This is a genomic window from Parapontixanthobacter aurantiacus (assembly GCF_009827635.1).
GTDB lineage: Bacteria > Pseudomonadota > Alphaproteobacteria > Sphingomonadales > Sphingomonadaceae > Parapontixanthobacter > Parapontixanthobacter aurantiacus.
This window is the reverse complement of record NZ_WTYW01000001.1, coordinates 1,200,942-1,223,171: the sequence shown is the minus strand read 5'-3', so window position 1 is coordinate 1,223,171 and position 22,230 is coordinate 1,200,942. Positions and strand designations below refer to the sequence as shown.

22 protein-coding genes are annotated in these 22,230 nt (G+C 61.1%); 11 read left to right on the top strand and 11 right to left on the bottom strand.

What is annotated here, in order from left to right; translation table 11 throughout:
- Positions 1 to 77: 77 nt before the first annotated feature.
- The 5 genes from uvrA to GRI38_RS05895 all read left to right on the top strand — a co-directional run bounded on the left by uvrA (position 78) and on the right by GRI38_RS05895 (position 4,913).
- On the top strand, positions 78 to 3,086 hold the full coding sequence (gene uvrA / locus GRI38_RS05910) for an excinuclease ABC subunit UvrA (protein ID WP_160681958.1): 3,009 nt from the start codon (positions 78 to 80) through the stop codon (positions 3,084 to 3,086).
- A 111-nt stretch (positions 3,087 to 3,197) separates the two neighbouring features.
- A complete protein-coding gene (locus GRI38_RS05905) occupies positions 3,198 to 3,368 on the top strand; it encodes a hypothetical protein (RefSeq protein WP_160681957.1) in 171 nt (56 codons plus the stop codon).
- A gap of 53 nt (positions 3,369 to 3,421) precedes the next feature.
- Positions 3,422 to 3,556: a hypothetical protein gene (locus GRI38_RS14215; RefSeq protein ID WP_272916421.1), complete on the top strand. Its 135-nt coding sequence runs from the start codon at positions 3,422 to 3,424 to the stop codon at positions 3,554 to 3,556.
- 16 nt (positions 3,557 to 3,572) lie between these two features.
- On the top strand, positions 3,573 to 3,713 hold the full coding sequence (locus GRI38_RS05900; protein WP_160681956.1) for a hypothetical protein: 141 nt from the start codon (positions 3,573 to 3,575) through the stop codon (positions 3,711 to 3,713).
- A gap of 207 nt (positions 3,714 to 3,920) precedes the next feature.
- A complete protein-coding gene (locus GRI38_RS05895; RefSeq protein ID WP_160681955.1) occupies positions 3,921 to 4,913 on the top strand; it encodes a P63C domain-containing protein in 993 nt (330 codons plus the stop codon).
- 201 nt (positions 4,914 to 5,114) lie between these two features.
- Here GRI38_RS05895 and GRI38_RS05890 read toward each other — a convergent pair whose 3' ends face one another.
- Positions 5,115 to 5,609, bottom strand: coding sequence for a hypothetical protein (locus tag GRI38_RS05890; RefSeq protein ID WP_160681954.1), 495 nt, complete (start codon positions 5,607 to 5,609; stop codon positions 5,115 to 5,117).
- A gap of 260 nt (positions 5,610 to 5,869) precedes the next feature.
- On the opposite strand from GRI38_RS05890, the gene GRI38_RS05885 reads away from it, so the two are divergent.
- Entirely contained in the window at positions 5,870 to 6,688 is an 819-nt protein-coding gene (locus GRI38_RS05885; protein WP_160681953.1) for a hypothetical protein, read from the top strand.
- Here GRI38_RS05885 and GRI38_RS05880 read toward each other — a convergent pair.
- From GRI38_RS05880 to rlmN, 8 genes are all read right to left on the bottom strand, one after another.
- The gene (locus GRI38_RS05880) at positions 6,677 to 7,195 is read right to left on the bottom strand and encodes a septal ring lytic transglycosylase RlpA family protein (protein WP_160681952.1); all 519 of its coding nucleotides are present in this window, start codon (positions 7,193 to 7,195) and stop codon (positions 6,677 to 6,679) included. The two genes, GRI38_RS05885 and GRI38_RS05880, sit on opposite strands and share 12 nt — an antisense overlap.
- Positions 7,196 to 7,359: 164 nt before the next feature.
- Positions 7,360 to 8,574, bottom strand: a complete 1,215-nt coding sequence (locus tag GRI38_RS05875; RefSeq protein ID WP_160681951.1) for an argininosuccinate synthase — start codon at positions 8,572 to 8,574, stop codon at positions 7,360 to 7,362.
- Between the two features lie 72 nt (positions 8,575 to 8,646).
- Positions 8,647 to 9,891 carry an SAM-dependent methyltransferase gene (locus GRI38_RS05870; RefSeq protein WP_160681950.1) on the bottom strand — a complete coding sequence of 415 codons (1,245 nt, stop codon included), beginning with the start codon at positions 9,889 to 9,891 and terminating at the stop codon, positions 8,647 to 8,649.
- Positions 9,892 to 9,921: 30 nt separating this feature from the next.
- Positions 9,922 to 10,668, bottom strand: a complete 747-nt coding sequence (locus GRI38_RS05865; protein ID WP_160681949.1) for a molybdopterin-dependent oxidoreductase — start codon at positions 10,666 to 10,668, stop codon at positions 9,922 to 9,924.
- The gene (locus tag GRI38_RS05860) at positions 10,668 to 11,366 is read right to left on the bottom strand and encodes a cytochrome b/b6 domain-containing protein (protein ID WP_160681948.1); all 699 of its coding nucleotides are present in this window, start codon (positions 11,364 to 11,366) and stop codon (positions 10,668 to 10,670) included. The genes GRI38_RS05865 and GRI38_RS05860 overlap by 1 nt, the downstream gene beginning before the upstream one ends.
- Before the next feature lie 3 nt (positions 11,367 to 11,369).
- Positions 11,370 to 12,131: an SDR family oxidoreductase gene (locus GRI38_RS05855; protein WP_160681947.1), complete on the bottom strand. Its 762-nt coding sequence runs from the start codon at positions 12,129 to 12,131 to the stop codon at positions 11,370 to 11,372.
- A 118-nt stretch (positions 12,132 to 12,249) separates the two neighbouring features.
- The gene (locus GRI38_RS05850) at positions 12,250 to 12,621 is read right to left on the bottom strand and encodes a glycine zipper 2TM domain-containing protein (protein ID WP_160681946.1); all 372 of its coding nucleotides are present in this window, start codon (positions 12,619 to 12,621) and stop codon (positions 12,250 to 12,252) included.
- Positions 12,622 to 12,783: 162 nt separating this feature from the next.
- Entirely contained in the window at positions 12,784 to 14,013 is a 1,230-nt protein-coding gene (gene rlmN, locus GRI38_RS05845; RefSeq protein ID WP_160681945.1) for a dual-specificity RNA methyltransferase RlmN, read from the bottom strand.
- A gap of 221 nt (positions 14,014 to 14,234) precedes the next feature.
- On the opposite strand from rlmN, the gene GRI38_RS05840 reads away from it, so the two are divergent.
- Positions 14,235 to 14,903, top strand: a complete 669-nt coding sequence (locus GRI38_RS05840) for an outer membrane protein (protein ID WP_160681944.1) — start codon at positions 14,235 to 14,237, stop codon at positions 14,901 to 14,903.
- A 59-nt stretch (positions 14,904 to 14,962) separates the two neighbouring features.
- Here the strand turns inward: GRI38_RS05840 and GRI38_RS05835 are convergent, their stop codons facing one another.
- Together GRI38_RS05835 and GRI38_RS05830 are read right to left on the bottom strand one after the other, a co-directional pair.
- On the bottom strand, positions 14,963 to 15,445 hold the full coding sequence (locus tag GRI38_RS05835) for a hypothetical protein (RefSeq protein WP_237487358.1): 483 nt from the start codon (positions 15,443 to 15,445) through the stop codon (positions 14,963 to 14,965).
- Positions 15,446 to 15,473: 28 nt separating this feature from the next.
- Positions 15,474 to 17,351, bottom strand: a complete 1,878-nt coding sequence (locus GRI38_RS05830) for a lytic transglycosylase domain-containing protein (RefSeq protein WP_337191245.1) — start codon at positions 17,349 to 17,351, stop codon at positions 15,474 to 15,476.
- A gap of 168 nt (positions 17,352 to 17,519) precedes the next feature.
- On the opposite strand from GRI38_RS05830, the gene dapA reads away from it, so the two are divergent.
- From dapA to GRI38_RS05810, 4 genes are all read left to right on the top strand, one after another.
- Positions 17,520 to 18,401, top strand: coding sequence for a 4-hydroxy-tetrahydrodipicolinate synthase (gene dapA / locus GRI38_RS05825; protein WP_160681942.1), 882 nt, complete (start codon positions 17,520 to 17,522; stop codon positions 18,399 to 18,401).
- Between the two features lie 37 nt (positions 18,402 to 18,438).
- Positions 18,439 to 18,921, top strand: coding sequence for an SsrA-binding protein SmpB (gene smpB, locus GRI38_RS05820; protein ID WP_160681941.1), 483 nt, complete (start codon positions 18,439 to 18,441; stop codon positions 18,919 to 18,921).
- A gap of 119 nt (positions 18,922 to 19,040) precedes the next feature.
- Complete coding sequence (locus tag GRI38_RS05815) at positions 19,041 to 19,631, top strand: DUF2062 domain-containing protein (RefSeq protein ID WP_237487357.1); 591 nt, start codon at positions 19,041 to 19,043, stop codon at positions 19,629 to 19,631.
- Positions 19,631 to 22,087, top strand: a complete 2,457-nt coding sequence (locus GRI38_RS05810; protein WP_160682479.1) for a PAS domain-containing sensor histidine kinase — start codon at positions 19,631 to 19,633, stop codon at positions 22,085 to 22,087. The genes GRI38_RS05815 and GRI38_RS05810 overlap by 1 nt, the downstream gene beginning before the upstream one ends.
- Positions 22,088 to 22,230: the final 143 nt, after the last annotated feature.

Here is a 22,230-nt window from a genome sequence, read left to right as displayed (position 1 = left end):
GTTAACAATCACCATGTAGCGCGCGGCCATCCATCTCGTCTTGACGCTGGCGAACAATTCAGGAACAGATCCGCTTTATGGCATTAACCAAGATTTCGGTGCGCGGCGCGCGCGAGCACAATCTCAAGGGCGTGGACATCGACCTGCCGCGCGACAGCCTGATCGTCATCACCGGCCTCTCGGGCAGCGGCAAGTCGAGCCTCGCCTTCGACACGATCTATGCCGAAGGACAGCGGCGCTACGTCGAAAGCCTGTCGGCCTATGCCCGCCAATTCCTCGAAATGATGCAGAAGCCCGATGTCGAGCATATTGACGGGCTCTCGCCCGCCATCTCGATCGAGCAGAAGACGACGTCGCGCAATCCTCGCTCCACCGTGGCGACCGTGACCGAGATCTACGACTACATGCGGCTTTTATGGGCGCGCGTGGGCGTTCCCTACAGCCCTGCGACCGGCCTGCCGATCGAGGCGCAGACCGTGTCCAACATGGTCGACCGGGTGATGACCTTGCCCGAAAGCACGCGGCTCTATCTGCTCGCGCCGGTGGTGCGCGGACGCAAGGGCGAATATCGCAGGGAGCTCGCCGAATGGCAGAAGGCGGGCTTCACGCGTGTCCGCATCGACGGCGAGTTCTACGCGATCGAGGACGCGCCCGCGCTCGACAAGAAGTTCAAGCACGATATCGAGGTCGTCGTCGACCGGCTGGCGGTGAAGCCCGATCTCGAAACGCGCCTTGCCGACAGCTTCGAAACCGCGCTGAAACTGGCCGATGGTCTTGCCTATGTCGATCTCGCCGATACGACCGTCGCCGAGGCCCTGTCGCATCGGCAGGACGTTCGCACCGCGGTCATCGGGCCGGCTGGCGAGGGCGAGGGCACGGAGCAATCGGGCGTGTCCGAAAAGGGCGGGGCGATGAAGGGGGCGGGCCTGCCAGAGAACCGGATCGTCTTTTCCGAGCGTTTCTCTTGCCCCGTCAGCGGCTTCACCATCGAGGAAGTCGAACCGCGCCTGTTCTCGTTCAACGCGCCGCAGGGTGCCTGTTCGACCTGCGACGGCATCGGGGAAAAGCAGCTGTTCGACCCGCAACTCGTCGTCCCGAACGAGGAACTGTCGCTGAAGAAGGGCGCGGTCGTGCCGTGGGCGAAGTCGAACCCGCCGTCGCCCTATTACATGCAGGTGCTCTCCAGCCTCGCCAAGGCCTACGACTTCGACCTCGCGACGCCGTGGAACGAACTCGATGCAGAGGTGCGCGACGTCATCCTGTTCGGAACGAAGGGCAAGGCCGTGCCGCTGACCTTCAAGGACGGGCGCAAGCAATACACCGTCAAGAAGGCGTTCGAGGGGGTCATCGGCAATCTCAACCGCCGGATGCGCCAGACCGAAAGCGCGTGGATGCGCGAGGAACTCGCGAAGTTCCAGACCGCCCAACCTTGCGAGGCGTGCGGCGGGGCGCGGCTCAACGACAAGGCGCTGGCGGTGAAGATCGCCGGGACGGACATCAGCCAACCGACCCGCATGAGCGTGGCGGATGCGAAGAAGTGGTTCCTCGCCATCGAGGATCGCCTGACCGAGCAGCAGCGCCAGATCGCCCGCGCCATCCTCAAGGAAATCAACGAGCGGCTGGGCTTCCTCGACGATGTCGGACTCGACTACCTCAATCTCGACCGGACCTCGGGCACGCTGTCGGGCGGGGAAAGCCAGCGGATCCGCCTCGCCAGCCAGATCGGCAGCGGCCTGTCGGGCGTGCTCTACGTCCTCGACGAGCCGTCGATCGGCCTGCACCAGCGCGACAATGACCGCCTCCTCGAAACGCTGAAGCGCCTGCGCGACCTCGGCAATACGGTGATCGTGGTCGAGCATGACGAGGACGCGATCCGCACCGCCGACCATATCGTCGATCTCGGCCCCGGCGCAGGGGTGCGCGGCGGCGAGGTCGTCGCACAGGGCACGCTGAAGCAGATCATGAAGGCGAAGGGCTCGCTCACCGCCGACTACCTAACCGGACGGCGCGAGATCGCGGTCCCCACCACCCGCCGCAAGGGCAACGGCCACGAGTTGACGGTCCACAATGCGCGGGCGAACAACCTCGCGGGCGTCACCGCCAGCCTGCCGCTCGGCACCTTCACCTGCGTCACCGGCGTATCGGGCAGCGGCAAGTCGAGCTTCACCATCGACACGCTCTACGCCTCCGCCGCCCGCACCCTCAATGGCGCGCGCATCATCGCGGGCGCGCATGACAAGGTCACCGGCCTCGAGCATTGCGACAAGGTGATCGAGATCGACCAGTCCCCCATCGGCCGCACCCCGCGCTCCAACCCGGCGACCTATACCGGCGCCTTCACCAATATCCGCGACTGGTTCGCCGGCCTGCCGGAAAGCCAGGCGCGCGGCTACAAGCCCGGCCGGTTCAGCTTCAACGTGAAGGGCGGCCGGTGCGAGGCGTGCCAGGGCGACGGCCTCATCAAGATCGAGATGCACTTCCTCCCCGACGTCTACGTCACCTGCGAGGAATGCGGCGGCAAGCGCTACAACCGGGAGACGCTGGAAGTCCGCTTCAAAGGCATGAGCATCGCCGACGTCCTCGACATGACGATCGAGGATGCGGAGGAGTTCTTCAAGGCCGTCCCCCCGATCCGCGACAAGATGGCGATGCTGAACGAAGTCGGCCTCGGCTACGTCAAGGTCGGTCAGCAGGCGACGACGCTGTCGGGCGGAGAGGCGCAGCGGGTGAAGCTGGCGAAGGAACTGGCGAAGCGGTCGACCGGGCAGACGCTCTATATCCTCGACGAACCGACGACGGGCCTGCATTTCGAGGATGTGAGGAAGCTCCTGGAAGTGCTGCACCGGTTGGTCGACCAGGGCAATTCGGTCGTGGTGATCGAGCACAATCTCGACGTCATCAAGACCGCCGACCATATCCTCGATCTGGGGCCGGGTGGCGGCGTGCGCGGCGGGGAGATCGTCGCGCAAGGCACGCCGGAGGACGTGGCGGAGGAACCGCGCAGCTTCACCGGCAAGTATCTGAAGCCGATGCTGGGCAAGAGCGCAGAGCGGCAGGCGGAAGCTGAAACCGAGGCTGCGGAATAGCCCGCCTGCACTGCGTATCAGGGCGGTCGCCCGTCTTTCTTAACCAATGACAATCTCGGAACGCCCGCATCGGCGCTCCATTGGTTTGTTGTTTAACAAGGGAGAAACGACATGAAGAAGATCGGTCTAGCCGCCACCGTCCTCGCAGCATTTGCCACCTCGGGCTGCGCCACCCTGGCCGCCGCCGGCGCCGGTGCCGCCGCGGCAACCTGCCTTCCCGAAGACACCGATTGCGTCGAGGAAGTCGAAGACACGGCTGAGGACGTCGCGGACGACATCTGAGCGACAGTTACGTTCAGGAAAATCTCGCCCGTTCGCTAGCGCGGCTGCAATTCGTGGCCGCGCGCGGCGGGGAGATCGTTGCGCAAGGCGTTCCGGAATATGTCGCGACGGTGAAACGCAGTTATACGGGTCAGTACCTCAAGCCGCTTTTGGAACGCGCGACCTGGAACGAGCTTGCCCCGGCGTAGGCCGGGGCCGAGGGACGTGGCAGAGGAACCGCGCAGCTTCACGGGCAAGTATCTGAAGCCGATGGTGGGAAAGGGCGGTGCGGACGTGGAGAAGGTCAGCATCGCGATCCAGAGGTTCATCTCGTTCATTAATTGCATCACTTTAAAAAGCATGTGAAAATGAATTCGCAGGGATCTGCGGGGCATCAAAATGGTCAAGCAGACGACCAAAATGCAAACTTTCCCGACACCATCTAACTCCAAATTACGAACCAGTGTGACGATTTAAGGTGACTCGTTACTGATAATAGGATTCCAATGCTTGCAAATAATTTTTGGCAAGCATATGCTTGCAAGGAAAGTTAGCAAGCATGGATTGATCTCAATGAATGAAACTCCCCAATCTAAAGGCGGTTCTGCCCGCGCGGAAAAACTCTCAAAGCAAGAGCGGAGGGAAATTGCTAAGAAGGCAGCAGTAGCTAGATGGAGCGCGCACCTCCCTGACGCTACGCACGAAGGGGAGTTAGAGATCGCAGGCCTAAATCTGCCTGTAGCTGTGACATCGGACGGCACTCGATTGATGATATCGAAGGCGTTCATGACGGCCTTGGGACGTCCTTGGAAGGGCAGTTATGCGCGCACCGAATTGCCAAATTTTATCGCCGCGAAGAATCTCCTGCCTTTCGTATCCAAAGAGATAAGGGACGTCCTCGACCCGATCGATTTCGTGAACAAGCACGGGCAACGGGCAAATGGGTATCGTGCTGAATTATTGCAAATGGTTTGCGACGTATACTTGGACGCGCGAAAGGCCGGGGTACTGACAGAATCGCAAGAGCGCGTTGCTGCGCAAGCTGAGATTCTTATTCGTGGATTCGCCCGTGTCGGGATTTTGGCGCTGGTTGACGAGGCGACGGGCTATCAACGCGATCGTGCAAGCGACGCGCTGGCTAAAATCCTTGAACAATTCATCGCCAAGGAACTTCAACCATGGGTAAAAACATTTCCGGATGAATTCTATGAGCAGCTTTTCCGACTTCGCGGTTTGGATTTTCCGCATGATACGGTCAAGCGCCCTCAGTATTTTGGACATCTTACTAATGATATCGTCTATCGCCGTCTCGCGCCCGGCGTGCTGGCAGAGTTGAAGGGGACCGAACCCAAGACCCCCTCAGGCAAGCGGAAGGGTACGCTTCAACAGCGGCTAACACCCGACCTTGGTCATCCAAAGTTGCGCGAACACTTGGCCTCGGTGTGTACGATTATGGATTTCAGTGAGGATTACGAGGACTTCATGAACAAGCTTGACAAGCGGCATCCTCGCTACGGTGAGACAATCTCGTTCGATTTCGAAGGAGACAACTGGAAAGGCCTTTAGGGGTCTCCCAACGAAGCTTCGCAGTTATCTCGAAAATCGTACTGCGCCAGCCAGCCGAAAGGTTTGCGGCGCGCTTCTTCCCGCCTTCACAGCGTCCCTGAGGCGGATCGGACTAATAGTCGTCACCCACATGCGGCAATCTTACTAACTAGGATAGCCGAACGGTTCGGGTCGGCTAGCTGCGTCTGTCCTTGTGGTTCTTTATGCCGGGCGCAATGCCCGTGGATAATGCCAGACAAGTTTATTTTGGTTGTCGCGAATTTCGACCCGATCATATTCGCCAGAGTCGACGGCATTGCGCCCTATAATCTTAGCGTCAGAGAAGTTCCCATTAAATCGCTCTTCCGCTTCCGGGCGCGACGCCTTTATGTAAGAAATTGAATAAGCCATTCTCTTTTTATAACATGAGAAAGGCTGGATTGCCCAATGAATCTCGAAATTACTCCTAATTTTCCTACTTCCCACATTCCCGCTAAATAGTCCGGTTCCCCTTCGTCCCTGAAAAGGAGAACCGTTCCCATGTTGCCGATCCAGTCCCCCTGGGCTTCCCGCGAAACGATTGAGGCCGCGCAGCGCTGGGCGCGCCACGCCGAGGCGCAGGCAAAGCCCGACATTCGCCGCCTCGCACGAGACGCGCAGCAGGAAGCCATCCTGCTCGGCCCGGATGCCCGCTATCGTTCCGGCAGCGCGACCCATGCCCTCTACAAGCTCGCCAAGCCCTTCGGTCCGCCCAGGCCGCGTTTTCCGGGGCTGCGGCGTGCCCCCACCCCTGACAGTGAATTTCCCACCCCTGACCGCGACTCCCCCACCCCTAACCCCTCCCCCCAAGGGGAGGGGGAATTTGCGTTACTTCCAAATGGGGAGGGGGATTTTGCGAATCCGCACGGCGAGGGGGATGGCGACCCGCTACCGACCCCGAACGCACCAGACAATCACTCCGCCGAAGGAGCCGCCCGATGAATGCCATCGCCTCCGCGGATCGCTTCTCGATCTTCACGCCCCGCGCGCAGGGCGAATTCCTCGCCAACCTTCAGCTTTACGGCAATGTCCGGCTCGCCTGCCGGGCCGCGCGCGTCTCCGCCCAGACCGCCTATCGCGCCCGGCGGCGCTCCACCGCGCTCGCCCGCGCCTGGGACGCGGCGCTGCTCGCGGCGCGCAGCCATGCCGAGCAGGTGCTGGCCGAACGCGCGATCGAGGGGGTGGAGGAAGCCATCTATTACCATGGCGAGGAAGTGGCGCGGCGGCGGCGCTACGATTCCCGGCTGCTGCTGGCACACCTCGCGCGCTTGGACCGGCTGGCGGAGCGGGAGGATCTGGCCGGGGCGCTGGCAAGCCTCGATGACGAGATCGACGCGCTGCGCCGGGGTGAGGCCTTAGCCGAGACCCTGAGCCACACTTGCGAACCGTTCGAAGCGCGCGCGGCTGCCTGCGATGCGTCTGCTCGCGAACGGGCTGCGATCGGGCATGAGGCGGAGGGCGCTGAGGGGGCGGGAAACAAACCGCAGGACCGTGTTCCATGTGTTCCATCGCGTAGGATTGCGGACGCCTCGGAATGGCTGGAGGACCGGCTCGACCGGATGGAGGCGGCGCGACCCGCCGATGCGCCGAAACTGGCGACGTTCAGGGATGTGGGCGCGGCGGAATATGCGCAGCTTCTCGCATTCGAGGAGGGCGCGGCGAACTGGTGGCTGCTGGATGGGCAGCCGGACAAAGAGCAGCGGCTGGAGGGCGCGGAAGGCGGGGACGCGGCCCGGTCGTCCGGCTCAGTCGAGTAAAGCGAGTTCGACCGCTGCGTGGCCGGAGCGGACCATGCCGAGCTGTTCGGCGGCGGCGCGGCTCACGTCGATCACGCGGCTCTTGGCGAAGGGGCCGCGATCGTTGATCCGCACGACGACGCTCTTGCCCGTATCGGCATTGGTCACGCGGACCTTCGTGCCGAAGGGCAGGGTGCGGTGCGCGGCGGTCAGCTGGGTGGGGTCGAACCGCTCGCCGCTCGCGGTCGGGCGACCGGCGAAGCGCTTGCCGTAGAAGCTGGCGCGGCCGGTGTCGAAGATGCTGTCCTCCTCGACCGGCGGCTCGAAGCTGTCGAGATCGACGGCCTTGCTCGACAGGTTGCTCGCCGGGTCGGGCGCGTCGGGCAGATCGTCGAAGGCGCCGAAATGCTGCGCGAACGGATCGGCAGCGGGCTCGGGCGCCTGGGCGGCGGCCGGAGTTGCGGCGAAGGCGGCGAGCGCGAAGAGGCGCAGACCGCGCTGGGCGATGGTGGTCTTGATCCCGTCCATAACGCGACCGGAGATAGAGGCGGCAGGCCGAACAAAAAACTAACGCGGCGGGGGCTCGCCGTATCTCCGGCTCGACTCGGCGGAAGTCGAGTTTAATTTGCGACGAAACGACTCGTGACGTCGGCAAGCGGTGAAATGACGCCGGAACCGGGCTTCGGCGGGGGTCAGCGGTCCCGCTTGGCGAGGAGGCGCAGGCGCAGGGCGTTCAGTTTGATGAAGCCTTCCGCATCCTTCTGGTCGTAGGCTCCGGCATCGTCCTCGAAGGTGACATGCGCCTCGGAATAGAGGCTGTCGGGGGATTTGCGCCCGACGACCGAGGCGAGGCCCTTGTAGAGCTTCAGGCGGACCGTGCCATTGACCTTCTGCTGGCTGAGATCGATCGCGGCCTGCAGCATCTCGCGCTCCGGGCTGAACCACAGGCCGTTATAGATGAGTTCGGCATAGCGCGGCATGAGTTCGTCCTTGAGGTGCGCCGCGCCGCGGTCGAGGGTGAGCTGTTCGATGCCCCGATGCGCGCGGGCGTAGATCTCGCCGCCCGGGGTCTCGTACATGCCGCGGGACTTCATGCCCACGAACCGGTTCTCGACGAGGTCGAGCCGGCCGATGCCGTGCTTCCTACCCAGTTCGTTGAGGCTAGCGAGCAGCGTAGCAGGGCTCATCGCCTCGCCGTTCAATGATACGCCGTCGCCCTTCTCGAAGCCGATCTCGATATATTCGGGTGTATCGGGCGCGTCTTCGGGGTGGTCGGTGCGCGAGTAGACGTAGTCGGGCGTTTCCATCCACGGGTCCTCGAGGACCTTGCCTTCGGAAGAGGTGTGCAAAATGTTCGCATCGGTTGAGAATGGGCTTTCCCCGCGCTTGTCCTTCGGGACGGCAATCTGATGTTCTTCCGCCCAGGCGATGAGCGCCGTCCGGCTCGTCAGGTCCCATTCGCGCCACGGGGCGATGACCTTGATGTCCGGGGCGAGCGCATAGGCCGACAATTCGAAGCGGATCTGGTCGTTGCCCTTTCCCGTCGCGCCATGCGCGATCGCGTCGGCACCCGTCTCGCTGGCTATTTCGACGAGCCGCTTGGAAATGAGCGGACGGGCGATGCTGGTACCGAGCAGATAGTCGCCTTCGTAGCGCGCATTGGCGCGCATCATCGGGAAGATGAAGTCGCGGACGAACTCCTCGCGCAAATCTTCGATGAAGATGTTGTCGTCCGGGATGCCCATCGCCCGAGCCTTGTCGCGCGCAGGTTCGATCTCCTCGCCCTGTCCAAGGTCGGCAGTGAAGGTGACGACCTCGCAGCCTCGTTCGACCTCGAGCCATTTGGCGATGACGCTCGTATCGAGGCCGCCGGAATAAGCGAGGACGACTTTACTGGCTTGAGGCACTGGCGAATTCTTTCACTATCGAATTGGGAACGGCGGCCCGCCTATCAGCGGGGAGCGGGCCGATCAATGGGCTCACTTCGCGAGGAGGCGGCGTTCTTCCTCGCGCATGTAGTCGCGCGCCAGCGGCAAAGTCAGCCGGTTGCGGCTGTACTGCACCTGATAGTTGCACATGCCCCCACTCTCGAAGCTCGCCGTCGCGCCGGCAAGATAGAACATCCACATGCGATAGAACCGCTCGTCGTAAAGGTCGATAATGTCGTCCTTCCTCGCCGCGCAATTCGCGTACCAGGAACGCAATGTCTTGGCGTAGTGCAGTCGCAACGTTTCGACGTCGGTCGGGATCAGGCGGTATTTCTCGCTGGCGAGAATGATCTCAGAAAGCGCCGGGATATATCCGCCGGGGAAGATGTATTTGCGCGTGAAAGCATCCGTCTGACCCGCCGGGCCCATTCGTCCGATCGTATGCAGCAGCATGATGCCGTCCGCATCGAGCAGCTTGCGTACGCAATCGAAGAAGGTGTCGAATTGAGGTCGTCCGACATGTTCGAACATGCCGACGGAAACGATCCGGTCGTACTTTCGCCCGCTCGCGGCGAGATCGCGGTAGTCGTCCAATTTGAAGGTGACCTTGTCCGAAACACCGGCGTCGGCGGCACGCTCTACGGCGAGTTCCAGCTGTTCCTTGCTAAGCGTGATCCCCTGGACCCGGCAGTCGTAGTTCTTCGCGAGATAGATCGCCATCCCGCCCCAGCCACATCCGATGTCGAGAACCTCTTGCCCCGGTTCGATGGAAAGCTTCGCCGCGATATGCGCCAGCTTGGCTGTCTGCGCTTCGCCCAGCGTAATGCTTTCTTCGGGCCAGTAAGCGCAGCTATATTGCATGTGCTCGCTGTCGAGGAACATCCGGTAGAGTTCGTTGCCTATGTCGTAGTGGTGCGAGACGTTCGACTTCGAGGAAAGCTGTTCGTTCGCTTCGGCAGTCTTGGTGTGCAGGGCCAGCTTCACCTTGCCGAACAGACTGCGATGGGCAGGCCCCTTCGCTTCCCACGGGATGTTGCCCTTGATCAGCTCGACGAGATCCATGATCTCGCCCTTCTCGATCACGAGGCGACCGTCCATATACGCTTCGCCGGTACCCAGGGACTGATCCATGACGATCTGCCGAGCGACGCCCGCATCGGTGAACCGGATACGGACATCGGCGAACAGGGGGTGAGAGGTTCCGAACCGTGCGACGCGCCCGTCATGGTGAACGATTTCCAGCGTGCCGTCCTTAACGACGTGCTTCATCGCCTTGTCGATCAACCTGTCGAACATTCTCGTCTCGCTTTCAGTGTCTTTGCAAATTCAGATCCCGGCATACCAGTGGTAGCCCGAGCGGTCTTCCCAATAGCCGCCTTTGCCCTTGCCGATGTCGTCCAGAGAGGCAACCGCTTCTATGGCTGTCAGGTATTTCGCATGCTTGTAACCGAGTTGCCGCTCAATCCGCATTCGAAGTGGCGCGCCATTCTTGATCGGCAGAGGTTCCTCGTTCAGCTGATGAGCCACGATCGTCTGCGGGTGATAGGCATCGTCGAGGTCGCAGCTTTCGTAATAGTCGTCGCCATTGAGATTGTCGGCACAGCGAAAGACGATGAACCGCGCCTCGGGCGCCAGTCGCGCTTCGTCGAGAATGAGCGACAGTTGCGGACCGGTCCATTGCCCGATGGCGCTCCACCCCTCGACGCAATCATGGCGCGTAATTTGCGAGCGTTGGGGAAGGGCGCGAATATCATCCATCGAAAGGGACAAAGGTCGTTCGACGAGGCCAGCAACTTCGAGGCGCCAGTCGGCAAACCCGGCCGCCGCGGCCGCGCGGTAAGCGGCGTTGTCCGGATCGATCGTTCCGTTGCCTCTGAAAGTCGGCGAGATGGCGGACGCGTCGTATTCCTTCACCAGTCTCCCATTGCCGAGAAACCGGTGAACGATCCGATGCCAGCTTTCCGAAGCGTCGAAGGCGGCTTGTCCGGCCTCGGTTTGACCGATCTTCGTGCACCCGGCGAGGAAGGATGCCCCCATAGCGGCGAGGAAACCGCGACGTTTGACGTTGGCCATTATGCCTCTCCTGCGGGCGTTGCGGCCTTCGGGTTGCGTCCGGTGATCATTGCGCGAAGCTGCCATACGGGGCCGGACAATATGACGAGCAGGACATGGACGACGAAGAAAGCGAACAAGGTCCATGCGAGGATGAAGTGCAGGCTGCGCGCTGACTGTCTGCCGCCCATGAGTTCGATCGCCCAGGTGAAGCTTGGCTCGAGGCCGGGGCTCATCGCCATGCCGGTGAATACCATGCCGGGCAGGATAATGCCGAAAACAAGGCCATAGGTGAGCTTTTGCAGGAAATTGTACTTGCCCGCTCCGTGGTGGAAATCGAGCCGCAGATGGGCCTTGATGTCCCGGACGACCTCGCTCACCTGCCACTCGCGCCGCCGGGTGCGGATATCTTGCCAGAAATGTCCGTTGGCGAGCATCGCGACCCAGATGAAGAGGAGAATGAGCGCCATCGGCCAGGCGAACAGTACGTGCCAGTCCCGCGCTTGCGCAAGGCTATAGAAGTCGGGGATCGTGGCCCATCCCGGAAAGCGAGGAACGCTGAGCCAGGCTTCGGCGGGGCGGAAGCCGTAATCGCCCCAATAAAGATAGGGGTGGGCATTGCTGATATTGAGGCCCGACATGAAGAGGATGACGACGCAGACGAGGTTGATCCAGTGCCACAGGCGCGTGGAGAAGGCATGTCGTTTCCGGCCTGTCATACTTTAACCCCGCGCTTCCCTTGCGAGGTAGATAACGTCGCGATCCTGCCGGAGCAAATGCTGCCCGGCATCGACGAATATCGTCTCGCCCGACGCCAGATGTCCTTCGCTGAGAAACAGAGCCGCTGCGGCGATGTCCTGCGGGGCGGTCCTGCGGTTCAAAAGGTTCATCCGGTGCGAAATCTCGATCTCCTCGACCGACTGGTCATGGCTCGGAAGGATGGCGCCGGGCGCCAGCCCATAAATTCGGTCCAGCGGGTTCGTATTGGCGATGGCGAGCATGGGGATCGTTCCGGCAAGGGCGTGTTTGCTTGCGGTATAGGAAAAGAAGTCGGGGTTGGTGTTCGCGAGCTTCTGATCGGTAATGTCGACGACGCATCGCAGACCGGTGCTGCGAGCAAGGGCGAGATAGGCCTGCGCCATGCGTGTCGGGGTCTCGCAATTGATGCGCATCATGCGGCGAAACAGGTTCGGATCAAGTGCGCTAGCCGTATCCGGGGCGAAGATGGAGGCGTTGTTGATCAACATTCGCCAATCGTCGAGCTCTTGCCCAAGCCGTTCGATCATGGCGGCAGCTTCGTCGCCGTCTTCGAGGTCGCATTGAACACAGCGGGCGGAGGGCAATCGATCGGCCAGTTCGAGCGCCGCGGTTTCCGAACGGTTGTAATGTATGACGATATGCCAGCCTTCCGCAGCGAATGCTTCGGCCAGAACCGCGCCGATGCGCCGGGCAGCTCCGGTGATGAGTATGGCGGGGCGAGGCATTGCGGTAACCTATAAAGGAATTCGCTCAAATGCGATGCTTCGATGGTCCAGCAGACGAAAAAAAGCGCCGGCGGGTTTCGCCGACGCTTTCGAATTCGCTCACATCCTTGCCGTCAGTTCAGCGGCATTTCAGATCGCCCTTGTCGATTTCGCGACCGAGCAGACCGCCGCCGACCGCACCGATGATGGCGCCGAGCGTCTTGTCTCCGCGTCCTGCGATTTCATGACCGGCGAGCGCACCGACCGCAGCGCCGATAACGAGGCCGGTGGTGCCGTTGTCGCGCTTGCAGTAATAGCGACCGTCATCGCCGCGCCATACGCGATCAGCACGGGAAAGGCGGCGCGGCTCGTAATAGCGCCCGCGATCGTCGTAGATGCGATCCTTGGCACGCTTGCCATAGGCTTTCGCATGTGGGGGCGGATCGGCCAGAACCGGAGCGGCTGGCACGGTCATGGCAGCGGCTGCTGCAATCATCATAATCTTCTTCATGGCTTCATTCCCCTTCGATGAAAACCTGACATGTCTGACGGTCTCGCGCGGGGATGCACAACACCGGATGAACGATGGCGGTTAACGTGTTTCAATGCGACGAATTGAAGCTCTCGCTAAGTCGAAATGAAGTTTGGAACGGGGTTCGGCAGCGTAACGGGTTCAGGCGTTCGACGCCTCTCGGTCGCGCTCGGCCCGGCTTTTCTTCTCCGCTGCCGTCTTCAACTGCCCGCAAGCCGCATCGATGTCCCGCCCGCGGGGAGTCCGGACCGGAGCACTGATGCCACTGTCGAAAACGATCGCGGAAAAGCGCTTTATCCGTTCCGGCGTTGAGCATTCATAGGCCGAACCGGGCCACGGATTGAAGGGAATGAGATTGACCTTCGCCGGAAGATCGAACGCCTTGATGAGTCTCACCAGTTCTCGCGCATCCTCGTCGCTGTCGTTCTTGTCCTTCAGCATGACGTATTCGAAGGTAATCCTTCGGGCGTTCGATGAGGCGGGATAGGCCTTGCAGGCAGCCAGAAGCTCTTCGATGCCGTACTTCCGGTTCAAAGGCACGATCTCGTCGCGCACGTCCTTCGTCACCGCATGGAGAGATACGGCGAGATTGACGCCGATCTCTTCGCCGCAGCGCTCCATCATCGGCACGACGCCGCTCGTCGAAAGGGTGATCCGGCGCCGCGACAATGACAGGCCTTCGCCATCCATCACGACGTTCAGCGCGTCGCGCACATTGTCGAAATTGTAGAGTGGCTCCCCCATGCCCATCATGACTATGTTGGTAAGCAGCCGCCCGTCGGCGCGGTATTCTCCGGCGCTCTCCTCGTCGCCGAAATCCATCTTGCCCTTCGGCCACTCGCCCAGCGCGTCGCGCGCCAACATGACCTGACCGACGATCTCCCCCGCCGTGAGGTTACGCACGAGGCGCATCGTGCCCGTATGACAAAAGGTGCAATTCAGGGTGCATCCGACCTGGCTCGACACGCAAAGGGTTCCGCGCGTTTCATCTGGGATGAAGACCATTTCGAAATCATGTCCGTCTTCCGTCCGCAAGAGCCACTTGCGCGTGCCGTCATTCGAATGCTGCGCTTCAACGACATTGGGGCGACCGACGACGAAGCGTTCCTCGAGCCAGATGCGAAGCGACTTCGAGATATCCGTCATCGCTTCAAATTCTGTCTCGCCGCGATGATACATCCAATGAAAGACCTGCTTGGATCTCAGCTTCGCTTGTCGTTCGTCGAGGCCTGTTTCGATGAAAAGCCTTCCGATCCGCTGACGAGAGAGCCCGAGCAGATCGACCCTGCCATCGGCACGAGGGGTTACTTCACGCGGTGCGGGGACCGGATCGATTCGACCCGGGATGGACATGAGTGCGGTGTTTGCCATGAATGTCCGCATATAGCGACGACGGTCGCAGGATTAAAGCAGCCTCGCACGCTCTATGCGGCTGAGGGTTCCCGCGTTTCGACGATCACAAATGCTATTCATCGAACGGGACGTAGTAATTTTGCCACAAAATCTTGTTATATTATGTTCATGAAACTCCACCGCGGGGTCGGGCGTCTGAGGCCACGTGGGGCACAAACGCCTAACCAAATGGAGTTGAAATGAAGTACACCAGAACATTGCTCGCAGTTGTCGCCGTTGGCGCAATTTCATCACCCGCACTGGCACAAGATGCGGTCGACGGAACCTTTACCGGTCCGCGCGTCGAAATCCTGACAGGCTTCGACAGCACGAAGGCCGGCAGCGACATCGATGACGAACTCAACGAAGACAATGACCAATCGATCGAAGGCGTCCTGTATGGCGGCGCGATCGGTTATGACGTTGCGCTGGGCAGCTTCCTCGTCGGTGCCGAGGCGGAACTGACCGGATCGACCGCTGACACGGAAGTGGACGAAGGTGATTTCGAGGGATTTGGCTTCGGCGATGTCGAAACCGGCCGCGACCTCTATCTCGGCGTTCGTGCCGGCGTTCTCGCGAGCCCGAACCTTCTAGTTTACGCGAAGGGTGGTTACACGAACGCTAAATACGACATTCGCGCAAGCGACGGGACGACCGAGTTCACGCAGGACATCGACACCGACGGTTACCGTCTCGGTGCGGGCGTCGAATATGCGCTGAGTGAGCGGACATTTGCGAAGCTCGAATATCGCTATTCGAACTATAGCCGCGCCGAACTCGATTTCCCCAATGACGTACCGGACAGCGATCGTTTCGACATCGATACCGACCGTCATCAGGTTGCGGTAGGCGTCGGTTACCGCTTCTGATCGCCTCTGCAATCACAAAAAAGGGCCGGGAGCTTCGCGCTTCCGGCCTTTTTCTTGATCTACAGCTTAGCACAAGCGCGCGAAGCCGCATCGACAGCGCTAGACGCTCCGCGCAAATCATAACTGTTCGAGAACGACTGTCCCCGGTCGTCGCGCGCGGCAATCTTCATCGAAGCTGCGGATCGCATGGCAGCAAGGATTGCGGCGTTCATGGTCTTGTCCCGCGCCCAAGCATCGCCGCCACCGCCGGTCAACAGGAACTCGCGGTCACCTATATCGAGGGATATCGTCGAAGAGCGGGCCATCTCGCGCGACAGGCGAAAATGTACTTGGGCACGGATACCCTCGTCCGGCCAGTGTCCTACGGTTGCATAGGGCTCGTAATCCCGCCTGAGACTGCTCGGCGCCGCCTTGGCGATTGCGTAGCAACGCGGGACGTCCCGGTCGCGGAAGGCTGCCCAACCATCAAACAGTCCAAGGCTTTCGCGCGCGAGAGCGCCGGCAGGGATCGCCGCTGCCGCCACCGCTGCCAGAACGGCCAAGTTTATCGAGCCCCGCGCCATCTCCTGGCTATTTGCGCAGGAATTCGCCCGCACGCTGCGGATGACCGCTCCGAACCCGCTCGGGATGAAGCGCGGCATAGACGCTCGCGTTCTCGATGACGCGCTGGACGTAATTCTTGGTTTCGAAGATCGGAATCCGCTCGATCCAGGTCACGTAGTCGATGCTCCCGGTTCGCGGATCGCCATTTGCGCGCAGCCATTTATTCACATTGCCCGGACCGGCATTGTAAGCGGCGATGGCGAGCGGATAGGCGCCGTCAAAATAATCGAGCATTCGCGCGAAATAGGCATCGCCGAGCCGAATGTTGTAGTCGGGCTTGCCGATCAGGTCAGCCGTCATATAGGTCATGCCGAGCTTGCCCGACTGCTCCTGCGCGGTCGCGGGCATCAGCTGCATCAAACCGCGCGCGCCGGCATGGCTGATCGCATTGTCGGCGAATTGGCTTTCCTGCCGCGCGATCGCGTGGACCATGATCCAGTTGGCGCCCGGCGGCGTGTCGAGCACAGGAAAGCCCTGTTCGACGAAGGCGGAGTGTCCGTCCGCACCCGCCGCTTCGGCGACGTTCACGGCAAGGTCGCGGCGACCGATTTCCCGCGCGAAGTCGGCGACCAACCGGTGTTCCGCCGGCGTATCGGCACGCTGTGCAAGAGCGCGGTAGAACTGAATCCCGGTACTCCAGGGGGCTCCTCTAGAGACCTCACGCGTCGCTTCGACCAGCGGCTCGCTGCTGAACTGGCGGTATGCCTCGGGCGAGAGAGCAGTCTGTCCCTGACCCTTCAGCGAGGGAAGCGGGCGCCCTAGTTTTTCCAGAGCCAACTGCCCGTAAAAACGGTCTGCATACTCGCTCGCCATTTCGAAATATCGGTTGGCCCCTGCGGTATTTCCGGCTCTTTCGCTTGCCAGACCTGCCCAGTAAAATCCTTTTGAGCGGGTTTGCGGGGTCTTGGCCGCCGTGCCGTAGTGATAGAACAGCGGCGCGGCCGAAGCGGGGTTTCCGTTGGACCACAAGGCTTCTGTGCCACCATGCCACATGAGCGAGGTGTAATCGTCCCGCAGACGATAGGAGAGATCGCTGATGTCGGTACCGTCGGCAAAGATTGCATCGGCATTGGCCGCGATGCGAGATGCCGCCGCAGGCGGCGCAGAGCGCGCTACCTGGAGCATTTCGGCAATCATCGCCTCTGCGTCATAGGCCGGTTTCGAGAACGACGTCGCGTTCGACAGTGTCGAGACAGCCAGGTCCATTCGTCCCATGCGCCGTTGCTGCTGCGACAGATTGTAAACGTAGCCGGGATCGCTGCCGAACGCTCCGAGGTTTGCTGCAGCGTTCGGCGCGTTTTCGAGAAGGTCAAGTCGCGCTTCGGCGACCGTGCGCGCCTGAGGCGACGCCATTGTCAGCGTTCGACGGGCGGCTTCGGTCTCGCCTTGCCAGAGCAGTGCATCGAGCCGCTGATCGTGATCGGCTTGCTGGAAGCGCGCGGCATACCGGGCAGAAAGATAGGCTTCCGCCGTTCCGTCCAGTCGTCCATTGCGCCAAGCCTCGCGCGCCCATTCGAAGGCTTCGGGTCGTTCGAGTGAAGCAAGGGCAAGTGCGTATCTGGCTCGCCCGCTATTCGTCAGGGGCGGATTGCGATCGAAGAATGCCACCAGTCTTTCGGCGCCGACAGGTTCGCGATCGAGCGCGTTCTCGGCCCTTATCCGAAGGGTCTCCTCACGGGGGAAATCCGGATAGGCGAGGACGAAGCCCGCATAATCGTCGAAGCGCAGATCGCGGCTCGCGGTCAGGCGCTCCCACTGGGAAATTGCCGGTGCGATCCGGCTCGGAGCACGGGCGATCATGTTCTGCCGAGCGCGGTCCCAGCTTTCTGCGTCCTGCGCGGTCACGGGGGCGGACGCCGTCATTGCAGGCATGACGGCAAGAGCTAATGCTATAAAAGGTAAACGGTCCATACTGGACATAGTAGGCAGTCGCTCCTTATCAGTCGCTGAATAAATCGACGGTCGATCGTTTTCAGCTTACGATTCCCGACCGCTAGCCTCAAGGGTTCCGCTATGTTCGCCGGCTCAATTCCCGCTCTCGTGACGCCATTCCGGAACGGCTCGTTCGACGAGATGGCGTTTCGCAACCTTGTGGACTGGCAGATCGAAAGCGGCAGCAGCGCGCTCGTACCCTGCGGAACGACCGGCGAAGCATCGACCCTGTCGAACGCCGAACACCACCGGGTCATAGAGGTGTGTATCGAGCAAACCGCCGGGCGTGTTCCCGTCATCGTGGGCTGCGGCAGCAACGATACGAAGAATGCTCTTTTGCATATGAACTTCTCGAAGAAGGCTGGGGCGAGCGCTGCCTTATGTGTCGCACCCTATTACAACAAGCCGAGCCAAGCGGGACTTATCGCGCATTTCAGCTATCTGGCGGATCACTGCGACCTGCCGATCGTCCTCTATAACGTGCCGGGTCGAACCGTGACCGATATCGCTCCTGAAACCGTTTGCGAGCTGGCGAACCGGTATCCTGACCAGATTATCGGCATCAAGGATGCGAGCGAGGATCTGTCACGCGTCGCCGACCATCGCATGGGCATCTCGAAGGAGTTTTGCCAGCTTTCGGGCAACGACGAGCTGGCCCTGCCGTTCAATGCCGCGGGCGGTAAGGGCTGCATCTCGGTCACCGCCAACGTAGCGCCTCAGCTATGCGCAGAATTCCAGCATGCCTGTGCCGATAATGATCTGCTCAAGGCGCGCCAGTTGAACGACCGGCTGTATCCCCTTCATTATGCAATGTTCGAAGATTCCTCGCCAGCGCCCGTGAAATACGCGCTGTCACGCGTTCGTGAGGGCTTCAGCGACGAGGTAAGGCTTCCGCTATGTTCGGCGAGCGACCACGCACGGCGCGCGGTCGACGCGGCACTCGACCACGCTGGCCTCCTGTAGCCTTACAATTCGCTCTCCCGCCTCTTAATAAAGCCGCATGGCCAGACCCAAACCCGAAACCTTCGACAAGCAGAAAACCGTCGCTGAGAACCGGCGCGCTCGCTTCGACTATGCGATCGAAGACAAGTTCGAGGCAGGGCTCGTCTTGCAGGGGACGGAGGTGAAGTCGTTACGGGCTGGCGAGGCCAGCATCGGGGAGTCCTATGCCGAGGTGACCGAAGGCGAATGCTGGCTGATCAACGCCAATATTCCGGAGTTCAGTCACGGCAACCGGTTCAACCATGAACCCAAGCGACGTCGCAAGCTCCTTCTGAACGAGCGCGAGATCAACAAGATGATGGGTGCCGTCGAGCGCAAGGGAATGACGCTCGTCCCGATGTCGATCTATTTCAACCGGCAGGGCAGGGCGAAGGTGGAACTTGCGCTGGCGAAAGGTCGCAAGGCACAGGACAAGCGCGAATATATCAAGGACCGCGACTGGAAGCGTGACAAGGCTCGCCTGCTGAGAGAAAACGGCTGATCCGTTAAGCTCTGCGCTAGCAATCGCGTATTATGACGACGCCACACGTCGTTTGATCGGTTTACCGGGCATTGCTATTGCGCTTGGTCGACGGTCGTAGCAAAGCGCGAAGCGATCCAATGAATCTTAAAAAACTCACCAGAATGCTGCCAGGCTGGGCCAAGCCCCGCATGCCGACGCGCGACGAAATGGCCAGCAATAAGTGGCTCGAACCAATCGCACATCGGTTCCTGTCGCCCGAACTCTGGCGCTTCACCCGGCGGAGCGTCCCGAGGGGCGTCGCACTCGGACTATTCTGCGCGTTCATCATTCCCGTTGGCCAAATCTTCCTTGCCGCATTCATGGCCCTTCCGGCGCGGGCCAACGTACCCCTTTCCGCAATTGCGACCTTCATAACGAACCCGTTTACCTTCCCGTTCTGGATCGTCGTCGCCAATCGCGTCGGTTCCTTCATCCTCAAGATCGACGCCGCGGCGGGTGGGCTTGCCGGCGAGGAACTTCAAGGTGAGCGGGGCCGCTTGCTGGCGGAGTTTTTCCAGACGGCGGGCGTCACCGCTTTCGGTTTTCTCGTGCTTGCCGTCGTGACCGCTTCGATCGGGCACGTCGTTTCGTCATGGAGCTGGCGTTACATCGTGGCCCGCCGCCGCTCTCGCAGGCTTGCTCGCATGGAAGCCGATCTCGATCGGAAGCTGGAAGCCAACAAGCAATGATGGGAAGTTTCGAGCGCGAGGGGGCGCTGCCCCCCGTACCGCTGATTCTCGGCCTTTTGCTGGCCCTTGCGCTCAGCGTCGGCTTGGTATGGCTGCTCGCCGAATCCTCGATCACGGCCGCAGCGTTCGGCGGCTCACTCCTCGTCCTGTCGCTCGCGGCGATGATCTACGCGCGGGTAAAGCCGGAGGTCGAGGAAGTCGCCCACGCATTGCCGGACTGGTCGGTTACCCTCGCGGCGATCGAGAAAGGCGGCGACGGCGTCGTTATTATCGACCGGGCGAACCGCATGGTCTGTGCGAATGAACGCTTCCTCAAATGGTTCGGCCAGAGCGCCATCCCGCCGGAACTGCCCGTCGATCAACAATCGCGCGAAGGCCTCGTCGAAGCTGCCCGCAAGGCATGGCGAGAGGGAGAAGCCGAAGTTGGACTGCTGCTGTCCCCGAACGAGGACAAGCGCTGGAGCGCTCGCCTGCAACGGGCCGGACGCGCCGATGATTATCTCGTCTGGCATTTCTCCGAGATCGTGAATACGCGGATCGAGGATCTGATCAGCGAGAACCTGACGGGCCTGTTTGGTGTTGTCCTGTCTCGCGCGGGGCTGGAGGCAGCGCTGGTTCGCGCCGATGGACGCATCGAATCGGCCACTCCTGGACTTGGCGAACGCGCGAGCGGCAATGCGCGCATGAACATCGTGCATGCCGAATTCGTCCAGATGCTGCGAACGGATGAGCGCAATCGGATTTTCTACGCGCATGAGGGAATGCAGGGCAGTCCGCAAACCCTCGTGAATATCGCGCTCGATCCGCCGGGCACGACTTCGACCAGCAATGCGGACCAGGCATCTTCGCTCATGCTGCTCATCGATAGCACGGTGGTGCTTGGCGGCGGGAGCGAAAGCGCCGGGCGCAATGCCGTGCCGCAACTGGAAGCTCTCTTGTCGGCGCTGCCACTCGGCCTGGCGCTGACCGATCGCGACGGGCGCTTCCTATTCGCCAACAAGGCGTTCATGCGAGCGGTCGACAGGCGCGACAAGGGTCTGCCGCAATATCCGTCCGATCTTGTCGTGCGTGAGGACAAGGGAGCCTTTGCCGATTCCGTCAGACGCTTCGCCAAGGGCCCGATCGCCAGCGGCAACATGCCCGTGCGTCTGTCGAGCGATCCCGAAGAACCCATTTCGATTGGTTTTGCAGGTGTCCGCGGTTTGGGCGATGCGGCGGTCCTCTTGTCGATGAGCGACTCCTCGGAGGAAAAGCGCCTCCGCCGTCAGGTCGCGCAAGCGACGAAGATGCAGGCGGTGGGGCAACTGGCCGGCGGCGTTGCGCATGACTTCAACAATGTTCTGACCGCGATCATCGGCTATTGCGACCTCATGCTGCTGCGGCACTCGCCGGGCGACAGCGATTACGACGATATCCAGCAGATCAGGGCGAACTCGAACCGCGCTGCTTCTCTTACGCGGCAATTGCTCGCATTTTCGCGGCAGCAGACACTGCAACCGGTCGTGCTGCAATTGCCCGACGTGGTCAGCGAAGTGAGCCAGCTGCTGAAGCGCCTCATGAGCGACGGCATCGAGTTTACGGTGCGGCACGATCGCGAACTGGGCCCCGTCCGCGCCGACCCGCAGCAACTCGAGCAAGTGATCGTCAATCTCGCCGTCAATGCACGAGATGCCATTCTCGCCAGCGGAACGACGAACGGTCGTCTGACGATGGCGACCCGCCGCGTGTCGCGCGAGGATGTCGAGCGCATGGACATCGAAGTCATGCCGGTTGACGACTACACCGCCCTCATCATTCAGGACACGGGGGGCGGTATCCCGGCGCATATCTTGCCCAAGATCTTCGAGCCATTCTTCACCACCAAGGAGCAAGGGAAGGGCACGGGCCTCGGCCTTTCGACAGTCTACGGGATTGTGAAGCAGTCGAACGGTTACATCTTCGCGGACAATATTCCGGCAAGTTCTGGTCGGCAGGCAGGTGCAAGGTTCACCGTCTATCTGCCGGTATACAAGGGCGATGCTTTGCCGGCGCCGTCCGGGCCTCCCTTGTCGGAAGAGCCTGATGCCGATGCCAGCGACTGGTCGACTGGCGGCAACCTGCTTCTCGTGGAGGATGAAGACATGGTACGCGCCGTGGCGGAACGTGCCTTGAGCAGAGCCGGCTATCAGGTGACGACCGCCTCCGACGGCGAGGAAGGCCTCGCGCAGATCGCGAATGGCGGGGGTTTTGACTTGGTCGTGTCCGATGTGGTCATGCCCGGCATGGACGGTCCGACCATGGCGAAGGCCATACGCAAGGTGCATCCCGACCTACCGATCCTCTTCATGTCGGGCTATGCCGAGGAACAGCTGCGGCGCGACATCAATATCGAGAACATGTATTTTATCGCCAAACCGTTTTCTGTGCAGCAGATCGGCGCGAAGGTTTCCGAAGTCCTCGGGCAGAAAGGAAAATAATTTGGGAGTTGTTTACCATCGAAGGTGGCACCAAGCTGCCGATCGTGCGAGCAGCGTCCCAAAGAGAGCGGAATAAATTTTGTTCTACTCTTGTTCTGTGAGAACAAAAGGCATACACAGTTATCCAACAGGGCGATCGAAGT

Excerpts from the sequence above, each read along its gene's own strand:
- GRI38_RS05840 (WP_160681944.1), top strand. The coding sequence starts at position 14,235 with ATGAAGTACACCAGAACATTGCTCGCAGTTGTCGCCGTTGGCGCAATT.
- rlmN (WP_160681945.1), bottom strand. The coding sequence starts at position 14,013 with ATGGCAAACACCGCACTCATGTCCATCCCGGGTCGAATCGATCCGGTC.
- GRI38_RS05895 (WP_160681955.1), top strand. The coding sequence starts at position 3,921 with ATGAATGAAACTCCCCAATCTAAAGGCGGTTCTGCCCGCGCGGAAAAA.
- GRI38_RS05865 (WP_160681949.1), bottom strand. The coding sequence starts at position 10,668 with ATGGCCAACGTCAAACGTCGCGGTTTCCTCGCCGCTATGGGGGCATCC.
- GRI38_RS05810 (WP_160682479.1), top strand. The coding sequence starts at position 19,631 with ATGGGAAGTTTCGAGCGCGAGGGGGCGCTGCCCCCCGTACCGCTGATT.
- dapA (WP_160681942.1), top strand. The coding sequence starts at position 17,520 with ATGTTCGCCGGCTCAATTCCCGCTCTCGTGACGCCATTCCGGAACGGC.
- smpB (WP_160681941.1), top strand. The coding sequence starts at position 18,439 with ATGGCCAGACCCAAACCCGAAACCTTCGACAAGCAGAAAACCGTCGCT.
- GRI38_RS05905 (WP_160681957.1), top strand. The coding sequence starts at position 3,198 with ATGAAGAAGATCGGTCTAGCCGCCACCGTCCTCGCAGCATTTGCCACC.
- GRI38_RS05885 (WP_160681953.1), top strand. The coding sequence starts at position 5,870 with ATGAATGCCATCGCCTCCGCGGATCGCTTCTCGATCTTCACGCCCCGC.
- GRI38_RS05890 (WP_160681954.1), bottom strand. The coding sequence starts at position 5,609 with ATGGGTCGCGCTGCCGGAACGATAGCGGGCATCCGGGCCGAGCAGGAT.
- GRI38_RS05880 (WP_160681952.1), bottom strand. The coding sequence starts at position 7,195 with ATGGACGGGATCAAGACCACCATCGCCCAGCGCGGTCTGCGCCTCTTC.
- GRI38_RS05870 (WP_160681950.1), bottom strand. The coding sequence starts at position 9,891 with ATGTTCGACAGGTTGATCGACAAGGCGATGAAGCACGTCGTTAAGGAC.
- GRI38_RS05850 (WP_160681946.1), bottom strand. The coding sequence starts at position 12,621 with ATGAAGAAGATTATGATGATTGCAGCAGCCGCTGCCATGACCGTGCCA.
- uvrA (WP_160681958.1), top strand. The coding sequence starts at position 78 with ATGGCATTAACCAAGATTTCGGTGCGCGGCGCGCGCGAGCACAATCTC.
- GRI38_RS05860 (WP_160681948.1), bottom strand. The coding sequence starts at position 11,366 with ATGACAGGCCGGAAACGACATGCCTTCTCCACGCGCCTGTGGCACTGG.
- GRI38_RS05815 (WP_237487357.1), top strand. The coding sequence starts at position 19,041 with ATGAATCTTAAAAAACTCACCAGAATGCTGCCAGGCTGGGCCAAGCCC.
- GRI38_RS05855 (WP_160681947.1), bottom strand. The coding sequence starts at position 12,131 with ATGCCTCGCCCCGCCATACTCATCACCGGAGCTGCCCGGCGCATCGGC.